General features: G+C 40.7%; 20 protein-coding genes, 1 tRNA gene and 1 pseudogene. 9 read left to right on the forward strand and 13 right to left on the reverse strand.

Annotated elements, in window-relative coordinates; all coding sequences use genetic code 11:
- Nucleotides 1-81: 81 nt before the first annotated feature.
- Nucleotides 82-474: a c-type cytochrome gene (locus RDV63_RS00925; RefSeq protein WP_313907667.1), complete on the reverse strand. Its 393-nt coding sequence runs from the start codon at nucleotides 472-474 to the stop codon at nucleotides 82-84.
- A 591-nt stretch (nucleotides 475-1,065) separates the two neighbouring features.
- Between RDV63_RS00925 and polA the strand changes: the two genes are divergently transcribed.
- On the forward strand, nucleotides 1,066-3,828 hold the full coding sequence (polA, locus tag RDV63_RS00930) for a DNA polymerase I (RefSeq protein ID WP_313907668.1): 2,763 nt from the start codon (nucleotides 1,066-1,068) through the stop codon (nucleotides 3,826-3,828).
- 146 nt (nucleotides 3,829-3,974) lie between these two features.
- On the opposite strand, the gene yihA is transcribed toward polA, so the two are convergent.
- Nucleotides 3,975-4,607: a ribosome biogenesis GTP-binding protein YihA/YsxC gene (gene yihA / locus RDV63_RS00935; RefSeq protein ID WP_313907669.1), complete on the reverse strand. Its 633-nt coding sequence runs from the start codon at nucleotides 4,605-4,607 to the stop codon at nucleotides 3,975-3,977.
- Nucleotides 4,608-4,788: 181 nt separating this feature from the next.
- Here yihA and RDV63_RS00940 point away from each other — a divergent pair, with 181 nt between their 5' ends.
- The 4 genes from RDV63_RS00940 to RDV63_RS00955 all read left to right on the forward strand — a co-directional run bounded on the left by RDV63_RS00940 (nucleotide 4,789) and on the right by RDV63_RS00955 (nucleotide 7,705).
- On the forward strand, nucleotides 4,789-5,415 hold the full coding sequence (locus RDV63_RS00940; RefSeq protein ID WP_313907670.1) for a c-type cytochrome: 627 nt from the start codon (nucleotides 4,789-4,791) through the stop codon (nucleotides 5,413-5,415).
- Nucleotides 5,416-5,997: 582 nt separating this feature from the next.
- A complete protein-coding gene (locus tag RDV63_RS00945) occupies nucleotides 5,998-6,645 on the forward strand; it encodes a class I SAM-dependent methyltransferase (protein WP_313907671.1) in 648 nt (215 codons plus the stop codon).
- Nucleotides 6,646-6,698: 53 nt separating this feature from the next.
- Nucleotides 6,699-7,235: a Der GTPase-activating protein YihI gene (gene yihI, locus RDV63_RS00950; protein WP_313907672.1), complete on the forward strand. Its 537-nt coding sequence runs from the start codon at nucleotides 6,699-6,701 to the stop codon at nucleotides 7,233-7,235.
- A complete protein-coding gene (locus RDV63_RS00955) occupies nucleotides 7,235-7,705 on the forward strand; it encodes a DUF2489 domain-containing protein (RefSeq protein ID WP_313907673.1) in 471 nt (156 codons plus the stop codon). Before yihI ends, RDV63_RS00955 begins: the two co-directional genes overlap by 1 nt.
- A gap of 26 nt (nucleotides 7,706-7,731) precedes the next feature.
- Here the strand turns inward: RDV63_RS00955 and RDV63_RS00960 are convergent, their stop codons facing one another.
- Nucleotides 7,732-9,015, reverse strand: a complete 1,284-nt coding sequence (locus RDV63_RS00960) for an amidohydrolase family protein (RefSeq protein WP_313907674.1) — start codon at nucleotides 9,013-9,015, stop codon at nucleotides 7,732-7,734.
- 295 nt (nucleotides 9,016-9,310) lie between these two features.
- Between RDV63_RS00960 and RDV63_RS00965 the strand changes: the two genes are divergently transcribed.
- Nucleotides 9,311-10,393 carry an endonuclease/exonuclease/phosphatase family protein gene (locus tag RDV63_RS00965; protein ID WP_313907676.1) on the forward strand — a complete coding sequence of 361 codons (1,083 nt, stop codon included), beginning with the start codon at nucleotides 9,311-9,313 and terminating at the stop codon, nucleotides 10,391-10,393.
- Between the two features lie 23 nt (nucleotides 10,394-10,416).
- Here RDV63_RS00965 and RDV63_RS00970 read toward each other — a convergent pair whose 3' ends face one another.
- Both RDV63_RS00970 and RDV63_RS00975 read right to left on the reverse strand, forming a co-directional pair.
- On the reverse strand, nucleotides 10,417-10,968 hold the full coding sequence (locus RDV63_RS00970; RefSeq protein ID WP_313907677.1) for a DUF1285 domain-containing protein: 552 nt from the start codon (nucleotides 10,966-10,968) through the stop codon (nucleotides 10,417-10,419).
- Between the two features lie 67 nt (nucleotides 10,969-11,035).
- Nucleotides 11,036-11,111, reverse strand: a tRNA-His gene (locus RDV63_RS00975).
- 160 nt (nucleotides 11,112-11,271) lie between these two features.
- Between RDV63_RS00975 and RDV63_RS00980 the strand changes: the two genes are divergently transcribed.
- Complete coding sequence (locus tag RDV63_RS00980; RefSeq protein ID WP_313907678.1) at nucleotides 11,272-12,099, forward strand: mechanosensitive ion channel domain-containing protein; 828 nt, start codon at nucleotides 11,272-11,274, stop codon at nucleotides 12,097-12,099.
- The gene (locus RDV63_RS00985; protein WP_313907679.1) at nucleotides 12,099-12,839 is read left to right on the forward strand and encodes a DUF481 domain-containing protein; all 741 of its coding nucleotides are present in this window, start codon (nucleotides 12,099-12,101) and stop codon (nucleotides 12,837-12,839) included. The genes RDV63_RS00980 and RDV63_RS00985 overlap by 1 nt, the downstream gene beginning before the upstream one ends.
- Before the next feature lie 58 nt (nucleotides 12,840-12,897).
- On the opposite strand, the gene sbcC is transcribed toward RDV63_RS00985, so the two are convergent.
- From sbcC to RDV63_RS01015, 6 genes are all read right to left on the reverse strand, one after another.
- Nucleotides 12,898-15,981: an exonuclease subunit SbcC gene (gene sbcC, locus RDV63_RS00990; RefSeq protein ID WP_313907680.1), complete on the reverse strand. Its 3,084-nt coding sequence runs from the start codon at nucleotides 15,979-15,981 to the stop codon at nucleotides 12,898-12,900.
- Nucleotides 15,978-17,198 (reverse strand): exonuclease subunit SbcD, encoded by a 1,221-nt coding sequence (gene sbcD, locus RDV63_RS00995; protein ID WP_313907681.1) that lies wholly within the window; start codon nucleotides 17,196-17,198, stop codon nucleotides 15,978-15,980. Before sbcD ends, sbcC begins: the two co-directional genes overlap by 4 nt.
- A gap of 136 nt (nucleotides 17,199-17,334) precedes the next feature.
- On the reverse strand, nucleotides 17,335-17,883 hold the full coding sequence (locus RDV63_RS01000) for a BON domain-containing protein (protein ID WP_313907682.1): 549 nt from the start codon (nucleotides 17,881-17,883) through the stop codon (nucleotides 17,335-17,337).
- 317 nt (nucleotides 17,884-18,200) lie between these two features.
- Entirely contained in the window at nucleotides 18,201-18,395 is a 195-nt protein-coding gene (locus RDV63_RS01005; RefSeq protein ID WP_313907683.1) for a transport-associated protein, read from the reverse strand.
- Between the two features lie 16 nt (nucleotides 18,396-18,411).
- On the reverse strand, nucleotides 18,412-18,588 hold the full coding sequence (locus RDV63_RS01010; RefSeq protein ID WP_313907684.1) for a DUF1328 domain-containing protein: 177 nt from the start codon (nucleotides 18,586-18,588) through the stop codon (nucleotides 18,412-18,414).
- A gap of 264 nt (nucleotides 18,589-18,852) precedes the next feature.
- Nucleotides 18,853-19,224 carry a VOC family protein gene (locus tag RDV63_RS01015; protein WP_313907685.1) on the reverse strand — a complete coding sequence of 124 codons (372 nt, stop codon included), beginning with the start codon at nucleotides 19,222-19,224 and terminating at the stop codon, nucleotides 18,853-18,855.
- 117 nt (nucleotides 19,225-19,341) lie between these two features.
- Here RDV63_RS01015 and RDV63_RS01020 point away from each other — a divergent pair, with 117 nt between their 5' ends.
- Nucleotides 19,342-20,784: an alpha/beta hydrolase gene (locus RDV63_RS01020; protein WP_313907686.1), complete on the forward strand. Its 1,443-nt coding sequence runs from the start codon at nucleotides 19,342-19,344 to the stop codon at nucleotides 20,782-20,784.
- A 420-nt stretch (nucleotides 20,785-21,204) separates the two neighbouring features.
- Here RDV63_RS01020 and RDV63_RS01025 read toward each other — a convergent pair.
- Together RDV63_RS01025 and RDV63_RS01030 are read right to left on the reverse strand one after the other, a co-directional pair.
- A pseudogene (locus RDV63_RS01025) lies at nucleotides 21,205-21,399 on the reverse strand (DNA polymerase V subunit UmuC); the annotation flags it as partial.
- Nucleotides 21,400-21,786: 387 nt separating this feature from the next.
- Nucleotides 21,787-22,674 carry a TraB/GumN family protein gene (locus RDV63_RS01030; RefSeq protein WP_313907687.1) on the reverse strand — a complete coding sequence of 296 codons (888 nt, stop codon included), beginning with the start codon at nucleotides 22,672-22,674 and terminating at the stop codon, nucleotides 21,787-21,789.
- Nucleotides 22,675-22,727 lie beyond the last annotated feature (53 nt).

A 22,727-nucleotide genomic window follows, 5' to 3' on the forward strand; every position in this document is an offset into this window, starting at 1 on the left:
TTGTATATCATATTAACGACTTAGCGCAGATAAAAAAAACCGCTATTAATAGCGGTTTTTAATGAAACTTAATTATGCTGGCTATACACCTTCAGTCATAAATTTTATCGCTGCTGCTAGTTCATCATCAGTACAATCAGCACAAGTACCGCGGGCAGGCATATTACGAATCCCATCAATTGAATGCTTTAATAAGATATCAAATCCTTGCTCTAGTCTAGGTTTCCATGCTGCATCACCTTTTTTAGGTGCATCTAGTACACCAGTGCCGTGACAAGCAAAACAAGAAGTTTGGTATACTTTTTCACCACTGCGCGGTCCTGATGCTTCAGCTGAAGCCACAACTGCACCAGCAACATATACTTGCCCAACGGGTGCTAAACGCTTGGCTAACTCTGCCTTATCTGATTCTGAGCTAGCATTAACACCTAAAGTCATTAAGAGCAGAGTAATAGCGATGGTCAGTTTTTTCATTATCTATGATCCCTTTATAGAGGTCGTATAAATTTGTTGCATTATAGCCCCCTAGCCATAAAAAGTGGAAGCTTAAAACACCCATAAATAGCAGTTAGCTAGAAATTTTTACAGCACTACTAATAAAATTAAACCTCATTATAATAGCAGATTGTTTTAAAGTAATTAACTACAGCCTAGGTTTTATCGGTATTGTTACCCTTTTAATATCATAAATCACACTTTAATCGGTACTGGCATTTAGCTATTTTATAATTGGAAATCTACAGTTTTATGCTAGGCTAGTTAACTAACCGTATGAATTGATAGCCATCATATTTTAAATATAATTGTTAATATAAAATGGTTTTCCACAAATTGAATATACATTAAGTAAAACTAATAAAGCATTCCCGAACTTACAAACAACCAATGTAATCAACAACTTACCAAGCATTTTATTTTAACTGTCTTTTATGTAAATTAAAGCTATGCTTAGGTTTTGCACAAAGTTATCCACAGGTTGTGCTTCAGTTAATTCACTAAGCAAACTAGCAGCCTTAAGCCTGCTGTGGCATGCTATAGCTTTATTTCTGCAGGATGTTTAATGTCATGACTAGCAACGCAGACAGTCCACTTATTTTAGTTGATGGGTCTTCTTATTTATTTCGCGCTTATCATTCGCCACCACATTTAACTAACTCGCGTGGTGAAGCTACCGGTGCCATCTATGGCGTCGTTAATATGCTAAAAAGCTTATTACGGCAATATAACCCTAAGCAAATGGCCGTAGTGTTTGACGCTAAAGGGCCAACCTTTCGTAATGAGATGTATAGCGAATATAAAGCTAACCGTATTGCCATGCCAGATGATCTGCGCAGTCAAATTGAACCTTTGCATAATATTATTAAAGCTATGGGCTTACCGTTAATTTGCATTAGCGGTGTAGAAGCAGACGATGTTATTGGTACTTTAGCAAAACAAGCTAGTGCTGCCGGCAGAGAGATGCTTATCTCAACCGGTGATAAAGATATGACCCAGTTAGTTGATCAGCATGTCACTCTTATCAACACTATGACCAACACCATCTTGCAGCCTGATACAGTACTAGAAAAGTTTGGTGTTAAACCTGAACAAATAATCGATTATTTAGCCTTAATGGGCGATAAGTCTGACAATATTCCGGGTGTGCCAGGCGTTGGTGAAAAAACAGCTGTCGCTTTATTGCAAGGCATGGGCTCCATAGAAGCGATTTATCAACAATTAGATCAAGTGGCTACTTTAAGCTTTCGTGGTGCAAAAACCATGAAAGCCAAATTAGAAGAGTTTAAAGAGCAACTTGAGCTATCACGCCGTTTAGCAACAATAAAGCTTGATGTTGAGCTTGATGTCACTTTAGATGATTTAGTAATTGCACCAGTTGATACCGCTGCGTTAACCGCTTTATACCAAGAATGTGAATTTAACCGTTGGTTAAAAGAAATTCTTAGCACTAGTTCTGACAACCTTGCTGAAGAACAGTCAGAAAACAGCACTGCAGAAGTTATTGCTGTCGAAGCGGCCAAAGCTGATTATATAACAGTACTAACCGAAGCTGATTTTGCCATTATGCTAGAAGCATTACGCAACAGTGAACTCACCGCTTTTGATACCGAAACCACTAGTCTTGACTATATGCAAGCAGATTTAGTTGGCTTATCAGTAGCCACTAGTGTTGATAAAGCTTGGTATGTCCCAGTTGGCCACGACTATGTTGGTGCACCAGAGCAGCTAGATCGGGATTGGGTATTACAGCAGCTTGCTTTTTGGCTTGAAAGCGATAATTTTGCTAAAGTTGGCCAAAACTTAAAGTACGATCAAAGTGTACTAGCACGGCATAATATTCAACTAAAAGGCATTAAGTTCGACACTATGCTGGAGTCTTATGTGCTTAACTCCGTAGCCGGTCGCCATGATATGGACAGCTTAGCGTTAAAACACTTAGGTAAAAAAACCTTTAGCTTTGAAGAAATAGCAGGCAAGGGGGCAAAACAGCTAACCTTTAATCAAATAGAGCTAGATAAAGCTGCAGTCTATGCGGCTGAAGATGCCGATATTACACTGCAGCTGCACTTGGCACTATGGCCTCAGTTACAACAGCAGCCACAGCTAGTAGAAGTGCTACAACAGATAGAGATACCCTTAGTCGATATACTGTCACGTATGGAGCGCCATGGCGTCTTGATAGATGCTAAGTTATTGCATGCCCAAAGCAAGCAGATTGCCGAACGTTTAGCAATATTAGAGCAAGAAGCTTATGAGCAAGCAGGGACTACTTTTAATTTAGCTTCGCCAAAACAGCTACAAGAAATTCTTTTTACACAAATGGAGTTACCCGTTTTAAAGAAAACACCTACTGGTGCCCCTTCTACAGCGGAAGAGGTTTTAGCCGAGTTAGCGCTAGAATATGAGTTTCCTAAGCTAATTACCGAGCACCGCGGTTTAAGTAAATTAAAATCAACCTATACCGATAAGTTACCTAAAATGCAGCATCCACTAACGGGCCGTGTACATACTTCTTATCATCAGGCAGTAACTGCTACAGGAAGATTAAGCTCAACCGATCCTAACTTACAAAATATTCCAATTCGCACCGAAGAAGGCCGCAGGATCCGCCAAGCCTTTATTGCACCTAAAAACAAGCAAATTGTCGCCGTCGACTACTCGCAAATCGAGTTACGCATAATGGCCCATTTATCACAAGATAAAGCCTTACTAGAGGCCTTTGCTCAAGGTCGCGATATTCACCGCGCTACAGCTGCGGAAGTCTTTGCCGTCAGTTTAGAACAAGTAACCTCTGATCAACGCCGTAGCGCTAAAGCGGTTAACTTTGGCTTAATTTATGGCATGTCTGCTTTTGGCTTAGCCAAGCAACTGGGTGTTAGCCGTGCTGAAGCTCAACATTATGTTGATCGTTATTTTGAACGCTTCCCTGGTGTATTAGATTATATGGATCGCACCCGCAAACAAGCGCATGAGCAGGGTTATGTAGAAACGATTTTTGGTCGTCGGTTATATTTACCAGAAATTACCGCTAAAAATATGGCCCGTAAAAAAGCGGCTGAACGCGCAGCTATCAACGCGCCTATGCAGGGCACAGCAGCAGATATTATTAAAAAAGCCATGATAATTGTCGATAATTGGTTACAACAACAAAACAACGATAGCGTCACTATGATAATGCAAGTTCACGATGAATTAGTATTTGAGGTTGATAGCGATAAAGTCGAGGCGGTTAAGCAGCAGCTGGTTGATTTAATGGCAACTGCAGCTAAATTAGATGTGCCTTTAGTAGCAGAAGCTGGTCATGGCGATAACTGGGATCAGGCTCACTAAAACGCCCGCACCTCAAATTTAGAGCAATTACTTTAATGTTGCAGTTTTATATGTATAATAGCGTTGTCTTTAAAGACACCCTGTTAATTTAATATTATAGCTTCTCCCTCATTCGCTATAACCGACACTCTTTAGTGTCGGTTTTTTTATTCTTTATCTTCTGTAGAGATTTCTTCAGCCCGATACCAAATATCTAGCATTTGTTCTACATTATCTAAACCAAGCTTACTCAATGAGCTAAACATATGAACAGTCACATCCCCCATAAAAGCTAGTGAGGCTTCTCTAACTTCTAATAGAACTTTTTTCCGGGCACCTGAAGCTAATTTATCCGCTTTAGTTAACAATACTAATACTGGTAAATCACTAGCCACCGCCCAAGTTATTAAATCTTGATCTAAATCTTTCAAGGGATGGCGAATATCCATTAATACCACTAAGCCTTTTAAGCTTTGTCTTTTCTGCAAATACTCGGCTAACGACTTTTGCCACTTTTCTTTAACCGCTAAAGGTACTTTTGCAAAACCATAACCAGGTAAATCAATTAATCTACGCTCAGCATCTAAGCTAAAGGTATTAATTAGCTGAGTTCTACCTGGTGTTTTACTGGTTCTGGCTAAACTATTTTGTCGCGTTAAGGTATTTAACGCACTAGACTTACCCGCATTAGAACGACCAGCAAAGGCAACTTCTATTCCCTGATCTGCAGGTAACGCCTTGATATCAGGTGCGCTGGTTAAAAAAGTTGCACGCTGATAATTAATTTTTGACTTGTACACGGCCTACTCCGGCTATTTATTTATAGCTATTGTAACGGATCTAGTAGATCTGCAGAAGCTTTTGCATGCTATATGCCATTTTACTTTCTGCTAAATCGTGTAAAATAGACTTCAACATTAAGGTTATTACTCCTGAATGCCAGTATGCTGGCACTTTACTGCGGACAGAGACGGATAAAACATGAAAAAAATTCTATTTCCATTGGCGCTAGTGTTTGGTCTTATCGGCACAGCTCAGGCTTTCAACGGCGATGCTGAAGCAGGCAAAGCAAAATCGACAACTTGTACTGCTTGTCATGGTACTGATGGCAATAGCCAGTTAGACATGTATCCCAAAATTGCAGGCCAGCACGCAACTTATTTATATAAACAACTTAAAGAATATAAGTTAGGTATGCAAACTGCCGGTAAACAAGGCCGAAATAATGCCATTATGTTTGGTATGGTTGCCGCACTATCAGATCAAGATATGCAAGATTTAGCTGCCTATTTTGCTTCACAAAAAATGAAGCCTGGCACTACACCAGAAAACGTAATAGCTGCCGGTGAAAAACTTTACCGTGGTGGTGATGCTGAACGTGGTATCGCAGCCTGTATTGCCTGCCATGGCCCTACAGGTACTGGCACTGGCTTAGCTAACTTCCCTAAAATTGCCTTTCAAAATGCAACTTACTTAAAAACCACTTTGGCTGAGTTTCGTGATGGAACTCGTACTAACGATCCAAATGGTATGATGGCAGATATAGCGAAAAAGCTAACAGATGCTGATATAGAATTGATTTCACAATATTTAGGTGGTTTACACTAAACCTTAATTACATTTTTTGACAAAAGCCGGTTAATTTAACCGGCTTTTTTGTCGCTTCATCGCAGAAAATTATCAAAAAAAACATCAAAAAATAGCTATTTTGGGTTCTTTATGAATAATCAAACCAAAAAATAAAAATTATAACTATCTGTTATATAACAATATAAAAATTTATTTGGTTGTAAGTTGAACTTTTTTTATAGCAATAGCTTGCCATATTTTTGAAAACGAGTAGATTAATAGCAGTTACATTAAGTAACAAACATAAATAACAACAGGGAATTAGCGCAAGGAAGTGGCAGTGCTCGCACTAAATATGCAGTACCTTCAGATTAACACATCAGGAAGATGTGCCGCGTGTTTCACGCGCAAGGATGACTAATAAAGTATTAGGAAGATCATCAATAATAAAATTCTCATGGAAGAAAATAATAAAAACACGGAACTAGAGCTGACAGGGTATTTACCTAGTGTCAGGATGACGACAGCAAAAATAGTGTCACAGGCACATAAAAATCCAGGGCGATAGGTTAACTTATCGCCTTTTTCTTTATATAACACTAAAATAAGCTTTATGTCGCGATGCCAAACCAACATTGCCCATTATGTAATCAAGGTACTCAGTACTTTTGCCAAGATAAACTTCGCTCATATTGGCAATGCCAAAACTGTGCCTTAGTATTTGCCGATCGCACTACATTACTTTCAGCTGCCGATGAGTTAAAACACTACCAATTGCATAATAATGACCTCCAAGACTTAGGCTATCGCAATTTTTTACAACGTTTAGCTCAACCGCTGCAGCAACATTTAGCTCAGACTAATCTATCAGGATTAGATTACGGTTGCGGTCCAGGGCCTTTGCTAGCAAAAATATTGCAACAACAAGGGCAAAAAATGGCAGTTTGGGATCCCTTTTTTGCCGCAGACAAAACAGTTTTAAACCAGCAGTACGATTTTATTACTTGTAGCGAAGCCATTGAGCACTTTGTACAGCCCGCTGTTGAATGGCAAAAGTGGCAACAAATGTTAGCTCCTGCTGGCGTTATTGCTATTATGACTAAACGTTATACATCATTAGATTTTTTTCAAAACTGGCATTATAAAGCTGACCCAACCCATATTAGCTTTTTTTCGGAACATACTTTTCATTTTTTAGCTAAACGTGATGGCTATAAATTGCATTTTCCTGCAAATGATGTTGTGATCATGCAACGCATAAAGCATTAGTCTTTATAACCAAAGACGGTTAAAATGCGGCCACTTTTTAGTAGGTAATCAACATGACTCGTCAGAAAAAATCTCGCTCCGCTGGTCCCAATGGTCTAAGGCATTTAAATGCTGAAGATGCTCGTAAAACTCGTGAGCCCAAAGCTCAAACCAAAAAGAAAGGAGCTGGCTTAAAGTCTGGTAACCGCAATAATGTGGCAACCACTAAGCCTGAAAACACCAGCAATAGCACTAAAGATAAACGTTTAGGCAGTAAAACTCCTATCTCTTTACTGCCTGCAACAGAAACCAGCAGTAAAGAACAATTGCCCCGTGCTAGCCTGAGCAAAGCTAAACCAATACCTCTAGCCCCGGAAGTGGAACTAGCAGCTATTGAAAATGATACATACTTGCAACAGCTATTAGAAAAAGTTGAACAAGATGAGCAATTAACAGGTAAAGACGCCAAGTACTTCAATGCTAAAACTAAACGTTTAACTGAATTACTAGCCGAATTAGGCTTAGATCAAGAACAAGAGAATGAGCCTGAAGATTTATTAAGCGCCTTTGAGCAAAAAGACTGGCGTAAAGACTTACTAGGTGACGACTAATGGCTAGCACCGCAGCAATAATACTTATTACCCTTGGTGCAATAATAGTTGCTGCTCTGGCTTTTTATGCTGGTAAGTTATTATGGCAACTGCAGCAGCAGCGCCAACAACAAGCTGAACAGCAGCAGGAATTAACGTCTGAACGAAAAGCTTATTTAACCAACAGCATAGTGCTTATTTGTAAAGCCATGTTGGAAGGGCAATGCGAGCTTTCAGAGGGAGCGCTAAGATTATGGGTGCTATTAGATCACTTAGTGCCTGAGCGAACGCCTGAACCAAATACGACCTATAGCGGCTTATACCAAATGTATCTGGCTGTAAAAGATATGCCAACCCATGAAGCCCGTAATAATCAAGATAAAGCCTTAACCAAACAGCAAGACAAAATTCGCTTACAAGCAGAACAAGATTTAAAGTCAGCTATTTTAGCTGATACCCAAGCCCTATTAACCCGTTTTCAACCAGACTAGTCTAGTTAAAAACGGGAGCTGATTAATTACTGGCGAAATACTTCGCCAGCTTTCATTACAAAGTTTACCTTAGCCATTTGCTTAATATCTTGTAATGGATCTCCAGGCACAGCAATAATATCTGCTATTTTACCTACAGTAATACTACCTAGTTGATCTTCTATGCCTAGTAATCGGGCACCTTCTATAGTCGCACTTTGGATAGCAGCTAAAGCCGGCATGCCTGCTTCCGTCATATAGACAAACTCTTGCCAATTATTGCCGTGTTCAAATACCCCAGCATCAGTACCAAAAGCAATTTTCACCCCGGCTTTATAAGCATTAGCAAAAGTGTTTTGCATTAAACCGCCTATAGTCGCAGCTTTAGTTCTAACAAGCTCAGGGAAAAAACCATCAATACTAGATTTTTCTTCTACCCACTTACCAGCAATGATAGTAGGCACAAAGTAGGTACCATGCTTGCGCATTAATGCCATGGTTTCTTTGTCCATATAAGTACCATGCTCAATTGAGTCTACGCCTGCTTTAATAGCACGCTCCATACCCTCTTTACCATGAGCGTGAACAGCAACTTTCATTCCATAATCTTTTGCAGTGCTAACAATAGCGGCCAGTTCTTCATCCGTAAATTGAGCGTTAGTGCCGCTTTTAGCTACGCTCAACACGCCGCCTGTGGCAGTAATTTTAATTAAATCAGATCCTTCTTTATAGCGTTGACGAACCGCTTTTCGTGCCTCATCAGCACCATTTATTACCCCTTCTTTAGGCCCAGGATCTTGCATTAACGCATAAGCGACACCGTTGGTTGGATCAGCATGCCCTCCGGTAGTAGCAATAGATTTACCTGCTGCAAAAATACGCGGACCTTTAACATAGCCTTTAGCAATAGCCTTTTTTAAAGCGACACTTATTTGATGCTTATCCCCTAACTCACGCACCGTTGTAAAGCCAGCCATTAAGGTTTTTTCAGCATAAGTCGCCGCTCTTAAGGCAGAGTCAGCTTCATTCATAGTAAAGGCATCAGCATAAGCAGTAGCACTAAATTGGCTATAAAAGTGGGTATGCATATCCATAAGGCCGGGCATAACAGTGTGGTTGCGTAAATCAATAACCTGATCAGCTGCAGTTGCTTTTTTATAACCCGATTCAATAGCTATAATTTTATCGTTTTCTACAACAACTGTTTGGTTAGACTTTACTTTATCGCTATCTGCCGTAATTAACTTACCGGCATAAATTAATGTTGCTGCAGAAGCAGCATGGCTTATGCCCAATGAGAGTACCAATAGTGCAAGATTGATTTTTTTCATACTTATACTCTTTAAATAATTTGTATACTTTAGTCTTAGCAGTTTGGGCTAAATCAACAATATTATTGCGACAGTTAAACCCTAATTACCGACCAGCGTCTAGTCTTTATTTATTCTTATCTCTTAAGATTCTTGGTCTTAACTGTAATTTATAGTAGTTTGCAGACTAATAAGATCTTAGTATTACTTTCTCTTAAGGTTAAGTATTTAGAGCATAATGTTATCTTATACAACCTAAGGCCGTTATAGGATTTTCTAATCAACCACTATTAAGCGTTTCATTTAGGAATATTAAATGTCTTTGGCTTTATCCGTTTGCACTATTCTGATTGTTTTAGCCACCGTACTACCGCTGTGGAAAAACTCACATTGGACCATACGCGGTTTAGACTTTCCTCGACTGCAACTGGCCGTCTTAGCCAGTGCTTTATTATTCAGTCAGCTTTACTTCTTTAACTTTACAGCTTGGCATCACTGGTTATTAGCCTCTAGTGTATTGCTCTGTTTACTATGGCAACTATGGTGGATCCTGCCCTATACCCGTTTATGGCCATATGAAGTTTTATCTAGTGAAAATACTAACCCCGAGCGTCAGCTCACCATTATTACAGCTAATGTGCTAACGCCTAATCGTAATGCTGATAGTCTTATACAGCTAGTTAAACAACATAAACCCGACGTACTCGTTACCCTAGAGTCTGATTTATGGTGGCAACAACAGCTAGATTGCTTAGAAACTGAAATGCCTTTCACTATAAAGTGCCCGCTAGATAACCTTTATGGTATGCATGTTTACTCACGCTTAGCCTTAACTGATAGCGAGATCGCCTATTTAGTAGAAGATGATGTGCCTTCAATGCATGCGCTATTGACCTTAAAATGTGGTAACAAAGTACGGATGCACTTTTTGCACCCAGCACCACCTAGCCCAACTGAAAATGAGCAATCAATTGAGCGTGATGCCGAGCTTATTATAGTGGCACGCAGTATTGCAGATACACCGCAAGCCACAATTATAACCGGTGATTTAAACGACGTAGCTTGGTCTCGCACTACCCGCTTATTTCGCAAGTTAAGTGGTTTACTAGACCCTCGTGTAGGCCGAGGAATGTTTAATACCTTTCATGCTAGTTACCCTTTTTTACGCTGGCCATTAGATCATTTATTTCATAGCCAACACTTTACGCTTAATCAAATCCAGCGGCTGCCATCTATAGGCTCAGATCATTTTGCCTTAATGACAACCTTGTCTTATACACCAAGTCACGGCGCTGAGCAGAATGGCTTAACCCCAGTTAAGGAAGACAAAGAATTAGCGACTGAGATCACTCAACAACAAGGCGTGAATAAAAAGTCGGTGCCAGAACCGGGTAAGTAAAGTGCTAATAACACAGCTTAATGTTAGCCAATAGGCGTTATAGCAAAGGTATAAGGATAACCGGCACTTTTCAGTTGATAATGCATTTGGCCATTACAATAAACAGCGCTAACTTGCTCGGCTAGTTGGTAGTAAACATTTCTATTGAGTTTAGCGCTTAATCCCCGCCACATTTGCACATAAGGAAGCCAATCTTGCTCAGCAGATAACCCTAACCAGATAGGATGTTCAGGGCTAACAAGAAGCTTATCGCCTACGTTGGTTGTTAAAGCTAGCACCGGTAAATTCTCACTCGTTAGCCATTGCCAATCTGTAATAATAAAAGGAGCATCAGCTACGCTAATCCGCATTTTTTCTACAGGGGTTTGTAAAAAGTACTCACCATCTTGGCACAATAGAACTGAAGCAAAAAGTTTGACCATAGCAGGCCGCTGGATCAGACTATTATTATAAAACCACTGGCCTTGGCCATCGATATGCAGCGGTATATCACCACAAAACTTCGGTTGCCATTGCTCTACAGGGGCTAGGTTTGGCTGCTGCAATTGCTGTTGCAATGCATTTAAGTCAATCACTGAAATAACTCGAATTATGAAGAGGTTGTATAGTGAAGCTTAGCAGACTTGCAGAAAAACAGAAGAATGGGGTGACTGATGGGGATCGAACCCACGACAACCGGAATCACAATCCGGGGCTCTACCAACTGAGCTACAGTCACCGCAGATAGCGGCTATAATAGCTAATTTCACTGGTAACACCAAGCTTTTTTATGCTAATAATTTAATTGGTTAACTTATGTACCTTTTACTGCCGCATAATTCAGTTTTATGTTAACATTCTGCGGTTTTTATCTTAGTTGCTTACTTATGGGGAGTATTATGGAAGAAATCACCAAGTTTTTTCAGGAAAATAATGAAGTAATCTTAGGTTACTTTGTGCAGTTTATTGCTGCTATCGTTATTTTTTATATCGGTCGTATTGTTGCAAAAGTTGTTAAACGCCTAATGGAGCGAGCTCTACTTGCCCGTTCAGTAGATAAAGCTGTTGTCTCTTTTATGGCTAGTATTGTTTACGCTGTTATCTTAATTGCAACGGTTCTAATGGCGCTGTCACAAATTGGCGTTGAGACCACTTCCTTTATAGCCATTCTAGGTGCTGCAGGCTTAGCTATAGGTTTAGCTTTACAAGGTTCTTTAGCAAACTTTGCCTCAGGCATTTTAATTATGCTATTCCGTCCGTTTAAATCGGGCGATTACATTGATGCTGGCGGCATTGCCGGTACAGTTGATAAAATTGAAATCTTCCAAACTTTAATGACAACCCCAGATAATAAACGCGTTATCGTACCTAACGCTAAAATCACTGGCGGCGCTATTACTAACTACTCATCAGAGCCTACACGCCGTGTTGATTTATTAATTGGTATTGCTTACGACGCTGATTTACGTCAAGCGAAGAAAATTCTTGAAGACATTCTAAGCGCTGATGATCGTATTTTACCAACACCTAAGCCTGTTATTGCTGTTGCAGCCTTAGCTGACTCATCAGTTAATATCCATGTTCGCCCTTGGGTCAATGCCGCTGATTATTGGGGTGTTTACTGGGATACCTTAGAAAAAATCAAACTCACTTTTGATGACAATGGCATTGGCATTCCTTTCCCACAAATGGGTGTTCACATCAAAAAAGACTCTCAGGAGAAGTAATGAGAAAATTATCTTTATTAGCAGCGGCTTTTGCCGTTGCTAGCGTAAACGTTTATGCTGAAGATACTGATAAAGTATGGACAACCTCAGCAGAGCTTGGCGCAATCACTACCACAGGTAACACTGTTGGTACCTCGATAACAGGTAAAATTGATGCTAAGCAAGAGCTAGAAAACTGGAGTAACCAGTATATTTTCAGTGCTTTTTTTAAAGAAGACGAAAAAACTGATGAAAACGGTGAAAAAGTAACTGAACGCTCAGCAGAACGTTACTTAATTTCAGCAAAGGCAGCTTATAAACTTGATGACGAGTTTGAAAAGCTGTTTATGTTTGGCTCTTATACTGATGATAAATTTGGTGCTTATACCAAATATACAACCTTAGCTATCGGTTACGGTACCCGCTTATATAACAGTGAAGATATGCATTTAGACGTGGAAATTGGTCCGGGTTACTTTACTGGTGAGCGCTCTACTGGCGAAACTGAGAACGGCTTAATTGTTCGCGGTGCCGCAAGTTTTAAGTGGACCTTAAGTGAGTCGGCAACATTTGCGCAAACCCTAAGCGTTGAATACGGTGAAGACAATACACGTACTATTGCTGAAACATCGCTTACAGCAAAAATTAATGGCTCATTACAAATGAAAGCTGCGTTTTTAGTCCAGAATGACTCAGCTGTGCCGGTTAATAAAAAATCGACCGATACGCAAACGACCTTAACCTTAGTTTATTCGTTCTAGTCGTTTGCTAATAAAACAAAAAGGCCGCCTGCGGCCTTTTTTCTTCTTTGCTTCACCACTATTGCTCAATACTAATCTTACTAAAGCCCAACCCTTGCTGCTTTTCTACTTTAATCTGCACCGGAATACGCTGCTTTAACGCTTCAACATGGCTAATAATACCCACCATTTTACCGCTGGCATTTAGGTTATCTAAGGCCGTTAAGGCGCTATCTAAGGTATCGGCATCTAAGGTACCAAAGCCTTCATCTAAAAACAGTGAGTCAATGCGGGTATTGCTACTGACTAAATCAGACAAGCCTAACGCCAAGGCTAAACTAACTAAAAAACTCTCGCCGCCCGACAAGGTTTTGGTGTCTCTAGCACTATCGGCTTGCCAAGTATCTAGCACAACTAGCTCTAACTCAGCGGTTTCATGTGCCGCGAGTTGATAACGATTATGTAATAGCCCCAGCTGCCTATTCGCTAATAATATAAGCTGGGCTAAGGTTAAGCTTTGGGCAAAACGGCGATAACGTGCGCCATCGGCCGAGCCTATTAAGCTATTTAAACGCTGCCATAATTCATATTGTTGCTGACCCGCTTTAATATCAGCTAATAATTGCTGCTGTTGCTCGCGGCGCTTTTGCTCAGCATTTAGTTGCTGTGCTATTTCACCACGCTGCTGGTTTAAAGCTTCCAACTTTTGCTCGGCTTGCTGCACTAGGCTTGATATTGGGTTTAACTCTAAATCGGTTAAATTTGCCTGTTGTAGCTGTTGTAGTTGCTGCTGTCTATCTTGCAATAAACGCTGGCTACTAATACTGGCTTGGTTTAAATCTTTTTCCAGCTGTGCTAGCTGTTGCACTTGTTCATCGCTTAATAACGCGGCTTTAAAGGCCGCTTCATCAGCAAAAACACTTTGTGCTAAGGCTGTTTGCCATTGCTGTTGTTGTTGCTGCAACTGAGCCTCTGTTTGGTTTAGCGTTTGCTGCAATGCTTGATGCTGACCTTGTAATACATGGCTTTGTTGCTGCGCTTGCTGCAGTTTAGACTCAATACTACTTATCGACTCGGTTAGCGCCTCTTTTACCACGGCTGAGTCTGGCGCAGCTAACTCTAACTGTTGCCACTGCTGCTGCCAATTATCTGCTTGCGGCTGTAACCGCGCTAACTCTTGTTCAGCTTGCTGAATTTGATTGGCTAACAACTGCAACTGATATTGAGCATCACTAGACTGCTGTTGTTGCTTGGTTAAAGCCGCTTTATTGTCTTGCCATTGCTGTTGTAATTGCTCTAATTGCGCTAGCTGCTGTTGGCATTGCTGCTGCTGTTGCTCTTGCTCGCTAATTGCTGCAGCAATATGCTCTGTCGTTAAGTCCGTTGTCTCTTTTTCTGCTAGCTCTGCGATTAATGCAGGTACTAATGCTGTTGTTAATGCTAAGCGTCCCAGCTCAGCCTTAACGGTTTGCATTTCGCTATCTAACTGCTGAAGATCTTGGCTTAATTGCTGCTCTTGTTTTTCTAATTGTTCTATTGCTGCTTTTAACGCAGCATGTTCGGCATTGGTTTGCTCGCCTTGCTTTTGTAAGGCAGCTTGTTCACTTTCCACTTGGGCTAGTTGCTGCTCGGTTGCTGAACTATCTAATTGCTGATATTCAGCAATGGCAGGATGCTCAGTGGCGCCACATAGCGGGCAAGGCTGCCCTTGCTTTAACTGCGCTCTATGATCAGACAACTGCAAAATTAACTGCTGCTGTTGTAGCAACAAACGCTTATCTTTAACTTGTTGAGCCAATTCACTATAGCGCTGCCGTAACTGCGTTAAATTCTGGGCTAACTGCTGCCTTTTTTGCTCTTCACTTTTAAGCTGCTGCTGTAATTGTTGCTGCTGTTGCTGATATTTTTGCTGCAAACTTAATTGCTGCTGCAGCTTTTGTAGCAGCTGTAACTGAGCTTGCTGCTGTTGATAACTCGCCTGTAACTGAGACCTTGAACCTTGTTGCTGTAATTGTTCTAGTTGGCTATGTAGCTGCTGCTCTAGCGCGGTTTGCTGCTGTAAAGCTGGCAGCCAGACAGCTAATTGTTGCTTAAGCTTAGTCTGCTGTTGCTGGCGCTGCTGTTGTTGCTGTTGAGCTTGCACAAGTTGCTGCTGCACTCTTTGCCAGCCTTGCCACAAATAAGTGGCTTGCTGCTGCTTAGCGCCGGCCACTTCTTTGCTTAACCGTTGCAAGCCTTGCTGCTGTTGTTGCAACTGCTGCAGACTATGCTGCAAAGCCTGATATACCGGTGCGAGTTTATGCGCGGGTTGATAAGCTGCTAACTTGGCTAATTGCGGTTGCTGTAATGCTAAGTTAATTTCGGCTTGTTTTGCTTCTTGCTCTGCCTGCTGTAACGCTGTTGTTGCCTGTGCTACCTGTTGTCGCCATTGCTGTTGCTGACGTAATTGCTTTAGCTCTGTTTGCTGGCCATGAATATCTGCACTAATTTGTTGCAACTGGCTATTAAGCTCGGCCTGTTGCTCTGGCGTTAACAGCTCTACCGCTGACAACTTCGCTTGTAATAGCTCTTGCTGTTGTTTTTTCTCACGACAATCGGCAAACACCTGGGCTGAAATGCGGGCATAAATATCGGTACCGGTTAGCTCTTCTAATAGCTCAGCGCGCTCGTTGGCTTCGGCATTTAAAAATGCCGCAAAACCACCTTGGGCTAACAACATAGACTTAGTAAAACGGCCAAAGTCTAAGCCGGTAATTTCTGCGATTAAGCGTTGTTTATCATTAATCTTTTCAGCCAATATAGTGCCATCTAAGCGCGCCAGCTCTACTTTAGCAGCTTGTAAGTTGCCATCACTTTTCCCCCTAGCACGGCGTTGACTCCAAAAAGCACGATAACCAATATTCGCCACTTCAAACTCAACTTCAGCTAAGCATTCGCTGGTGTGACGGGTCATAACTTCATTACTAGTAGGTGACGTTTTTAAGCGCGGTGTTTGATGATACAAGGCTAGACAGATTGCATCTAAAATGGTGGTTTTTCCTGCTCCGGTTGGGCCAACAATAGCAAATAGATTAGCTTGATTAAAAGGCGCTAAGCGAAAATCAATACACCACTCGCCACGTAATGAATTTAAATTTTGTAATCTTACCGAGAGAATTTTCATGCTTCCCCCTGCTCAACCGTAGCTAAGACTTGCTGATGTAGTTGCGTTAATTGCTGCTTCTGCTCATCAGTTAGCTGCTCCTGAGCTAGCCTAGCTTGCCAAACATCAGCAGGCGTCAGCTCGGCTAAACTTTGCTGGCCTTGCTGGGCTAAGCCCGCAGTAGCAAGGGCACGTTGACGTCGCAAGCGTAATAGTTCAACCGGTAAATCTGCACACAGCTCTTCAACTCGTTGCTGTAAATCAGTTAGATAAGCATCAGTTTCGGTTATCACAATCTCTAGCCAAAGCCGCTGATCGGCAGCTAAATCGGCTAGGGCTGAAGTTAGTTTGCTTTCTAACGAGACTAAATCGGTTTTAATGCTAAGTAACGGCTGAAAACAAGGAATAGGCACTGAGGTTACTTGCTTTTCTTTACCATTAAACTCTAGCAACCATAACTGCTTTTGCTGCTTAGCTTCATCAAAACTAAGTGGTATAGGTGAGCCGCTATAACGAATATCGGTTGCCCCTTTAACTTGTTGCGCCTGGTGGATATGGCCTAAAGCTATATAATCTGCATTAGGGAATTGATCAGCGGCAAAAGCCTCTAAAGTGCCGATATAAATATCGCGTACCGACTCAGTTAGGCTAACGCCTAACGTCGTTAAGTGGCCTGTCATCACTATTGGTAGCGCTAGCTTATGTTCAAGATTATATTGCTCCGCTTGGCTAAACAGCTGTTGATAATGCGCGGCTATGGCTTGTTGCAAGCTTAGCTGTTTATCGCGCTCGGTTTGACCCGCTTGGCTTTGTAATACATCTCGGGCTCGAATAAACGGAATGGCTGCCACTAATGCTGCTGGTTGCTGTTGCTGATTATTTAGCAGACAAAGTTGCTGGGCAATATCATCGGTAACGCTTGGGATCACTTGCACATTTAAGCAAGCTAATAAGTCTTTGCTTTCTGCTAATACCGCCACAGAGTCATGATTACCGGCTAATAAAATTAACTGGCAGCCGGTTGGCTGTAGCTGGACAATAAACTGGTTATATAGCTCACGGGCATAGCTAGGTGGGGTAGCCGTATCAAAAATATCACCAGCAACAATAATGGCATCAATGTTTAGCTCGACAACTTGCTGTACTAACCAAGTTAGAAAAGCCTGATGCTCAACCGCACGGCTTTTACCAATAAAATGCTGGCCTAAGTGCCAATCAGACGTATGCAAAATTCGCATTAAAATTTATCTCTTAATAAGCCTAGCGCTAGCATAACGGATAGCTTGGCCTAGGGCTAGGCTACTTCACCCATGCAGAATTTTAGCAAAAAAAAGCCAGTCAAATGACTGGCTTTTATAGCATATAAATTAAGTATTACTTATCAACACGTAATTTATCCACAACATTTTTTACATCTTTAGTGTTTTTAGCAATGGTTATGGCTAAATCTTTCTCTGCTGAAGAGTCAACCTCACCTTTTAAAGTTACAGTGCCATTTTTGGTATCAACATTAATTGAGGTACCACTGACTTCAGATTCAAATAATAACCGCGTTTTAACGACAGTAGTAATTTTGGCATCTTTTAAAGCATTACCATCTTTATTCTGATCACGCTTTTTATCTGAGTGCTCTACCATTAACTTATTATCAACGCTTTCAACGCCATCAAGGTTTTCAATAAGCTCTTCGGCTAAGGCCTTATCAACCTCGCTTTCTACTTTACCTGTTAGGGTAACTACACCATTTTTTACATCAGTATCGATAGAGAATGAGTTTAAATTTCCGTTTAATAATAATGTCGTTTCAGCTTTACCATCAATCCACGCATCTTTTGATGCGTCTTTCCAATCGTTAGCAGCTACGGTGGCTGAAGTTGCAGCTAAAGCAAATGTCATCATTACGGCTAAAGTTGTACGTTTCATTATGTCACTCCTATTTTGTGAGACATTATTAACTATGCCAGTTCGATGCCAACTTTTAACCTATTGTTTTAACTGCAATTAACCTTTATCGTTCATTTTATGTTAATTTTTACATTTACATTATTACTGACTAATCGGTAAAAATTTCACTGTTCGTTGTACGCTGACTATTCAGCGGTAACATAGAGTGAGGCAGGCACATTTAGCCAAACTCGGCTAAGGCTAGAATTTAGTAGAGTGCAATGCCAGGCTAAATCACTGCAATTAAAAAAGGCAGCAAAAAAATTTGCTACCTTTTAGCTTATCTTAAAATTATATTAGCAATCAGTATCTTTAGCCTTTGCTTCTTTTTTCACATCCTCACAAACGTCTTCAACTTTATTACCAACGTCGGTAACAACTTCATCGATTTTTTCACCTGCTGTTTCTGCATCATTGTCACTACAAGCAACAACGGTAAAAGCGAAAGAAGCGACTAGTAAACTGCGCAATAAAAGCGTTGCTAAATTCATACTTATACTCCCTATTTTATAATGGTGGTTTACGGCCACGTAGTGCACCGAAAACTAATGAAATAACCAATAAAACGATAAAAACAAAAAAGATTATTTTGGCTATACCGGCAGCTGCACCTGCAATACCACCAAAGCCTAATACCGCTGCAATAATCGCTATCACAAGAAAAGTTAATGCCCAACCTAACATAACAAACTCCTTAGTGCAGACACCGCTGCGCTGATGATGTGTTAGTTAAACTTAAGCCAACTTTATGCCAACTATAAAAAAGAACCAATACCATTTAAAATCAATAAGTTGATAGCTATCAAGCAAGGGTGAACTTATTGGTTTTTATAATGGTATAAGAAAAACTTACATTTTATTCGGTAACAGTTTCACACTAGATGTATATCACAACACAGCAATATGCTTACTATTTCCCAGCTTTAGCAGCAGGTTAATTTAAACTTTTTAGCCAAAATAGCTAAAACAAAGCTTATTGCCATCAAGGTCTTTTACATAAGCGCCATAAAATACATCTGGAATACGTTGCCCTGGCGCACCTTCACAAGTTGCCCCTAATTCAATAGCTTTTTTATATAAGGTATCTACCGCTTCTTTGCTACCTGGAGAAAAAGACACCATATTGCCGTTCCCAGGCTGAGCGGGTTCTTGGTTATAAGGCACACACACGGCCAACATAGGCTGTTTCATGTCTTTACCGATAAAACAGATCCGGCCCATATCTACTAAAACTTTAGCGCCTAGATCGTAAAATAACTGGCTGTAAAACGTTTTTGCTTTGGCTAAATCACTAACGCCTATAGTTACATAACTGATCATATTTACTTTCCTTTAGTTGTAAATAAGTAGAATAGCAGTATCTAGGCTTGCTATGTTCTGTTAAAACAAAAAAATGCTAAGATATTCATCCTGATCTTATTAAGTAACTTTTTCTCAATGCTAATTAATACTCTGTCTAAGCTTGGCCTAAAACGGCTATTAATAATCTTAGTGCCCCTTTTTGCTATAACCAGTGTCAAGGTAACAGCAGACACTACAGTACCTATGCCAACTCGAATTGAATTACCTCAGCATTGGCAGCGTACTGTGTTAAAAGAGCCGCTTTATAACGGTAACATCAGCCTAGTGCAAGCTGGTGATAACACTGCGCCTATCTTGTTTTTAATCCACGGCTTAGGTGAAAACGGCATGCTAGATTGGCTGCCGGTTATTAAAAAATTTGAATCTGATTATCATATTATCAGTATAGATTTACCCGGTTTTGGCTTGTCAGATAAAACTATCGAGCAGTTATCTCCATCTCGCTATGCCGAGCTAGTGCATTGGGTTATAAAGCAGTTTAGCGATAAGCCAGTTATTGTAGCCGGCCATTCCATGGGCGCAGCCATTAGCTTACGCTTCGCCGCAGATTATCCACAGCAGGTAAGCAAGCTGATTATGTTAGATACAGCCGGGGTGTTGCAACGTACTATTTTTGTCAAGCATTTAGCAAAAATGCCTGAATCTTACCAATGGATGGAGCAATTAGGCCCAGCAAAAGGCGTGTTTGCTGGTGTGTTAGGCAAGTTTAATCGTTTTACAGAACGCTTAACCTCTAAAGTGCTAACAGGGTTAGACCATCTGCCAGATCCGGCACAGTTACTGTTAAACCTACCAATGGCCCAACGCTATTTATATCGCGATAGAACCAATATAAATGCCGCTTTAGGCTTAATTTACGAAGACTTTAGCGCTGCCATCAACCAAGTTAAGGTGCCAACCCACATTATATGGGGCGAGCAAGACAGGGTTACACCATTGCGTACGGGCCAAGTTTTAGCGCTCCGCATGCCTAACGCTCAATTGCATATCATTAAAAATTCCGGCCATGTACCTATGGCCGATGCACCACAACAATTACTCGCCGTATTTCAACAGGCATTGCAGCAACCGGCAGAGCAAACGACCTTACCGGAGTTTATTGCCAGCAAGCAGGATCTAAACTGTCATAACCAAACCGATAACAAGTATAGCGGCCACTATCAACATATACGCATTATTGGCTGCCGCTATGTGCAACTTGAACAAGTTAGCGCCGAATCAATCTATATAGAAAACGCTATTGTAAGTATGCAAGATATTACTATTAACAGTGATGCCACTGCCTTAACGGTGCTAAATAGCGCTGTTACTATCACCAATGCCGACTTAAACGGCTTAATCGCTTTACATAGCGATAATAGTAAAATAGATGCTGCCGGCCTAAATTTTTATGCCACTAAGCAAGCCATTAAACTTAGCAACGACAACGCCTTATATTTTTCTGTAAGCCAAATTAAAAGCCCACAACAGCAGGTTTTGCATGGCTATTCATTAGGTAACCGCGTAAATTTACAATAAGTTTTAAGCCAGCATTACTGACACAACTAACACCGGTAAACTAGCTAAAAAACAAAACCCTGCAAAGCAGGGTTTTTAACGTTTTATATTCTAAGGATTCGCAACTATTCTAGGTTAGAACGGGACTATTACACTTAGTAAAATGTAAAGACAAATATGTAAGTAAATCAACATACTTTCCCATTTATCCGTTAAACTAAATGCAAAATGTAAAGACACTCTCTAAAAGTCTAAATGACTTTACATTTACCCAAAATAAATACGAAATCATTAGCGTGTCTTTACAAATTATAACGCGATTTTGGCACAAATCTAATTTTATAAAAATAGACTTAATAAACCCATATAAAATAATGTATTAAGTGATTTAATACCACTTTTCTCACTCCAGACAGTGTTTAAATACGAACCGCAAGAAATATGCTCAATTTGGAATGCCGACGTGCCCATCTTTATTCCCAAAGCCTTAACTTCTTTAGACCGCGCTATGACCAAAGCGTCGTTATTTGAGAGGACCAGCACGGGTTTCGTGGCCAAATCCGGCCTGAACATGCGTTCGCAGCTCGCGTTAAAGTTATTAACATCCACAAGCGCTAGTGTTTGGTGTCTGCCCATGATGATTATCTACCACACAGTAGATAGCGAACAACGCCGGTTACCACACCAAAATAGTGAGCTCTTCTTCGTGATTCAATTCAATGGGGGAATATGCAGAATTTATTGACGTATTGATATCACTGTTCATCAAACACGCCTACGAAATGGCAATATTACGGTTGGTGTTACGCTTACCTTACAACTATCTCAGTGAGTTGTTTGAAAAGCAACCGTCAGCCAACACACAGGAAGCATTAGCTAAACTGCTGCCATACTGATCGTAACGACAACCATGCCGCTAGGTGTGGCTGTCGTTACGCTTACACTTTGACTACTATTAAAGTGCAGAAGCTAATTCCAACGAAGTCCATGAGGTTAGAGGAAGTACCCTATCTGGACGAAAGTTTATTTATTGATCGCGTTTAGTTGTTGTACTTTATACCCTCTCTCGACAAGCAAGTCCAAAACATTGTTTGGTCCTGCTAAGTGCATAGCCCCAACCAATATGAATTCTATTTCTGGCGATTTCATCATTGAATCAATCTGTTCCACCCAGCTTTTATTGCGTTCAGCCAACAATAGTTGATATTCGGTTTGGCCTATTTTAGTATCTAACATCTCATTTGCCATTTCGGTAAATCTCTCACGATTACCGCTGCGCCACGCCGCTAGTGCTTGCTGCATATCATCCTCGATATTTTTAAGCTGGCCGAGATTCCGCGCTACCCATTCGTCTTCAAAGCCATCCGAAGTGGAAAACATTAAAGCCAAATGTTGCTCGATTGTTTCGAAATGGTCTATGCTTTTGCGATCTTTAATTCCCTTGTTAAAGAAGTAGTCATCAACTCCTTCACCTGCCATTTTGAGTTGCTTTAATTTGGCATTCACCAGTTGCATAAGGACAAAGTCAGGTCTAAATGACGCCATGCTATTTATATCTACTTCAAGCTCAACAGCGAATTTTCGCAGTTGCAAATAGCTTTCTGAACTTAGAACTGAGTTTAAAGTTCGACCATCTTGGTACTTGATAAAGCTCATGAATAGAGAATTAAAATTGGGATCACTCTTTCTGTTCATATCCATCTCAAACACTAGTTTTTCTGCTTGCTGGTAGGCTTGATAAAATTCAACCGGCAGAGGGAATTCACTAGCTGGTAACAAATGTGAGGTGCCTCCAACGTAAAGTTGATGTTCTTCATGGCTGACATGCCAGACGAAGCTTTTAGCTGATAGCTCACAACAGAACAGCGCGATGATTAGACAATTGACTTTGTAAACGAGAGCAAGAGACATGAATTAATCCCAATAGTTATAGAGCGAAATATGTCAAGTATATACAGCTAAAC

The organism is Rheinheimera sp. MMS21-TC3, from assembly GCF_032229285.1.
Classification (GTDB): Bacteria; Pseudomonadota; Gammaproteobacteria; order Enterobacterales; family Alteromonadaceae; genus Alishewanella.

Excerpts from the sequence above, each read along its gene's own strand:
- RDV63_RS00925 (WP_313907667.1), bottom strand. The coding sequence starts at position 474 with ATGAAAAAACTGACCATCGCTATTACTCTGCTCTTAATGACTTTAGGT.
- polA (WP_313907668.1), top strand. The coding sequence starts at position 1,066 with ATGACTAGCAACGCAGACAGTCCACTTATTTTAGTTGATGGGTCTTCT.
- RDV63_RS00940 (WP_313907670.1), top strand. The coding sequence starts at position 4,789 with ATGAAAAAAATTCTATTTCCATTGGCGCTAGTGTTTGGTCTTATCGGC.
- RDV63_RS00945 (WP_313907671.1), top strand. The coding sequence starts at position 5,998 with ATGCCAAACCAACATTGCCCATTATGTAATCAAGGTACTCAGTACTTT.
- yihI (WP_313907672.1), top strand. The coding sequence starts at position 6,699 with ATGACTCGTCAGAAAAAATCTCGCTCCGCTGGTCCCAATGGTCTAAGG.
- RDV63_RS00955 (WP_313907673.1), top strand. The coding sequence starts at position 7,235 with ATGGCTAGCACCGCAGCAATAATACTTATTACCCTTGGTGCAATAATA.
- RDV63_RS00960 (WP_313907674.1), bottom strand. The coding sequence starts at position 9,015 with ATGAAAAAAATCAATCTTGCACTATTGGTACTCTCATTGGGCATAAGC.
- RDV63_RS00965 (WP_313907676.1), top strand. The coding sequence starts at position 9,311 with ATGTCTTTGGCTTTATCCGTTTGCACTATTCTGATTGTTTTAGCCACC.
- RDV63_RS00980 (WP_313907678.1), top strand. The coding sequence starts at position 11,272 with ATGGAAGAAATCACCAAGTTTTTTCAGGAAAATAATGAAGTAATCTTA.
- RDV63_RS00985 (WP_313907679.1), top strand. The coding sequence starts at position 12,099 with ATGAGAAAATTATCTTTATTAGCAGCGGCTTTTGCCGTTGCTAGCGTA.
- sbcC (WP_313907680.1), bottom strand. The coding sequence starts at position 15,981 with ATGAAAATTCTCTCGGTAAGATTACAAAATTTAAATTCATTACGTGGC.
- sbcD (WP_313907681.1), bottom strand. The coding sequence starts at position 17,198 with ATGCGAATTTTGCATACGTCTGATTGGCACTTAGGCCAGCATTTTATT.
- RDV63_RS01000 (WP_313907682.1), bottom strand. The coding sequence starts at position 17,883 with ATGAAACGTACAACTTTAGCCGTAATGATGACATTTGCTTTAGCTGCA.
- RDV63_RS01005 (WP_313907683.1), bottom strand. The coding sequence starts at position 18,395 with ATGAATTTAGCAACGCTTTTATTGCGCAGTTTACTAGTCGCTTCTTTC.
- RDV63_RS01010 (WP_313907684.1), bottom strand. The coding sequence starts at position 18,588 with ATGTTAGGTTGGGCATTAACTTTTCTTGTGATAGCGATTATTGCAGCG.
- RDV63_RS01015 (WP_313907685.1), bottom strand. The coding sequence starts at position 19,224 with ATGATCAGTTATGTAACTATAGGCGTTAGTGATTTAGCCAAAGCAAAA.
- RDV63_RS01020 (WP_313907686.1), top strand. The coding sequence starts at position 19,342 with ATGCTAATTAATACTCTGTCTAAGCTTGGCCTAAAACGGCTATTAATA.
- RDV63_RS01030 (WP_313907687.1), bottom strand. The coding sequence starts at position 22,674 with ATGTCTCTTGCTCTCGTTTACAAAGTCAATTGTCTAATCATCGCGCTG.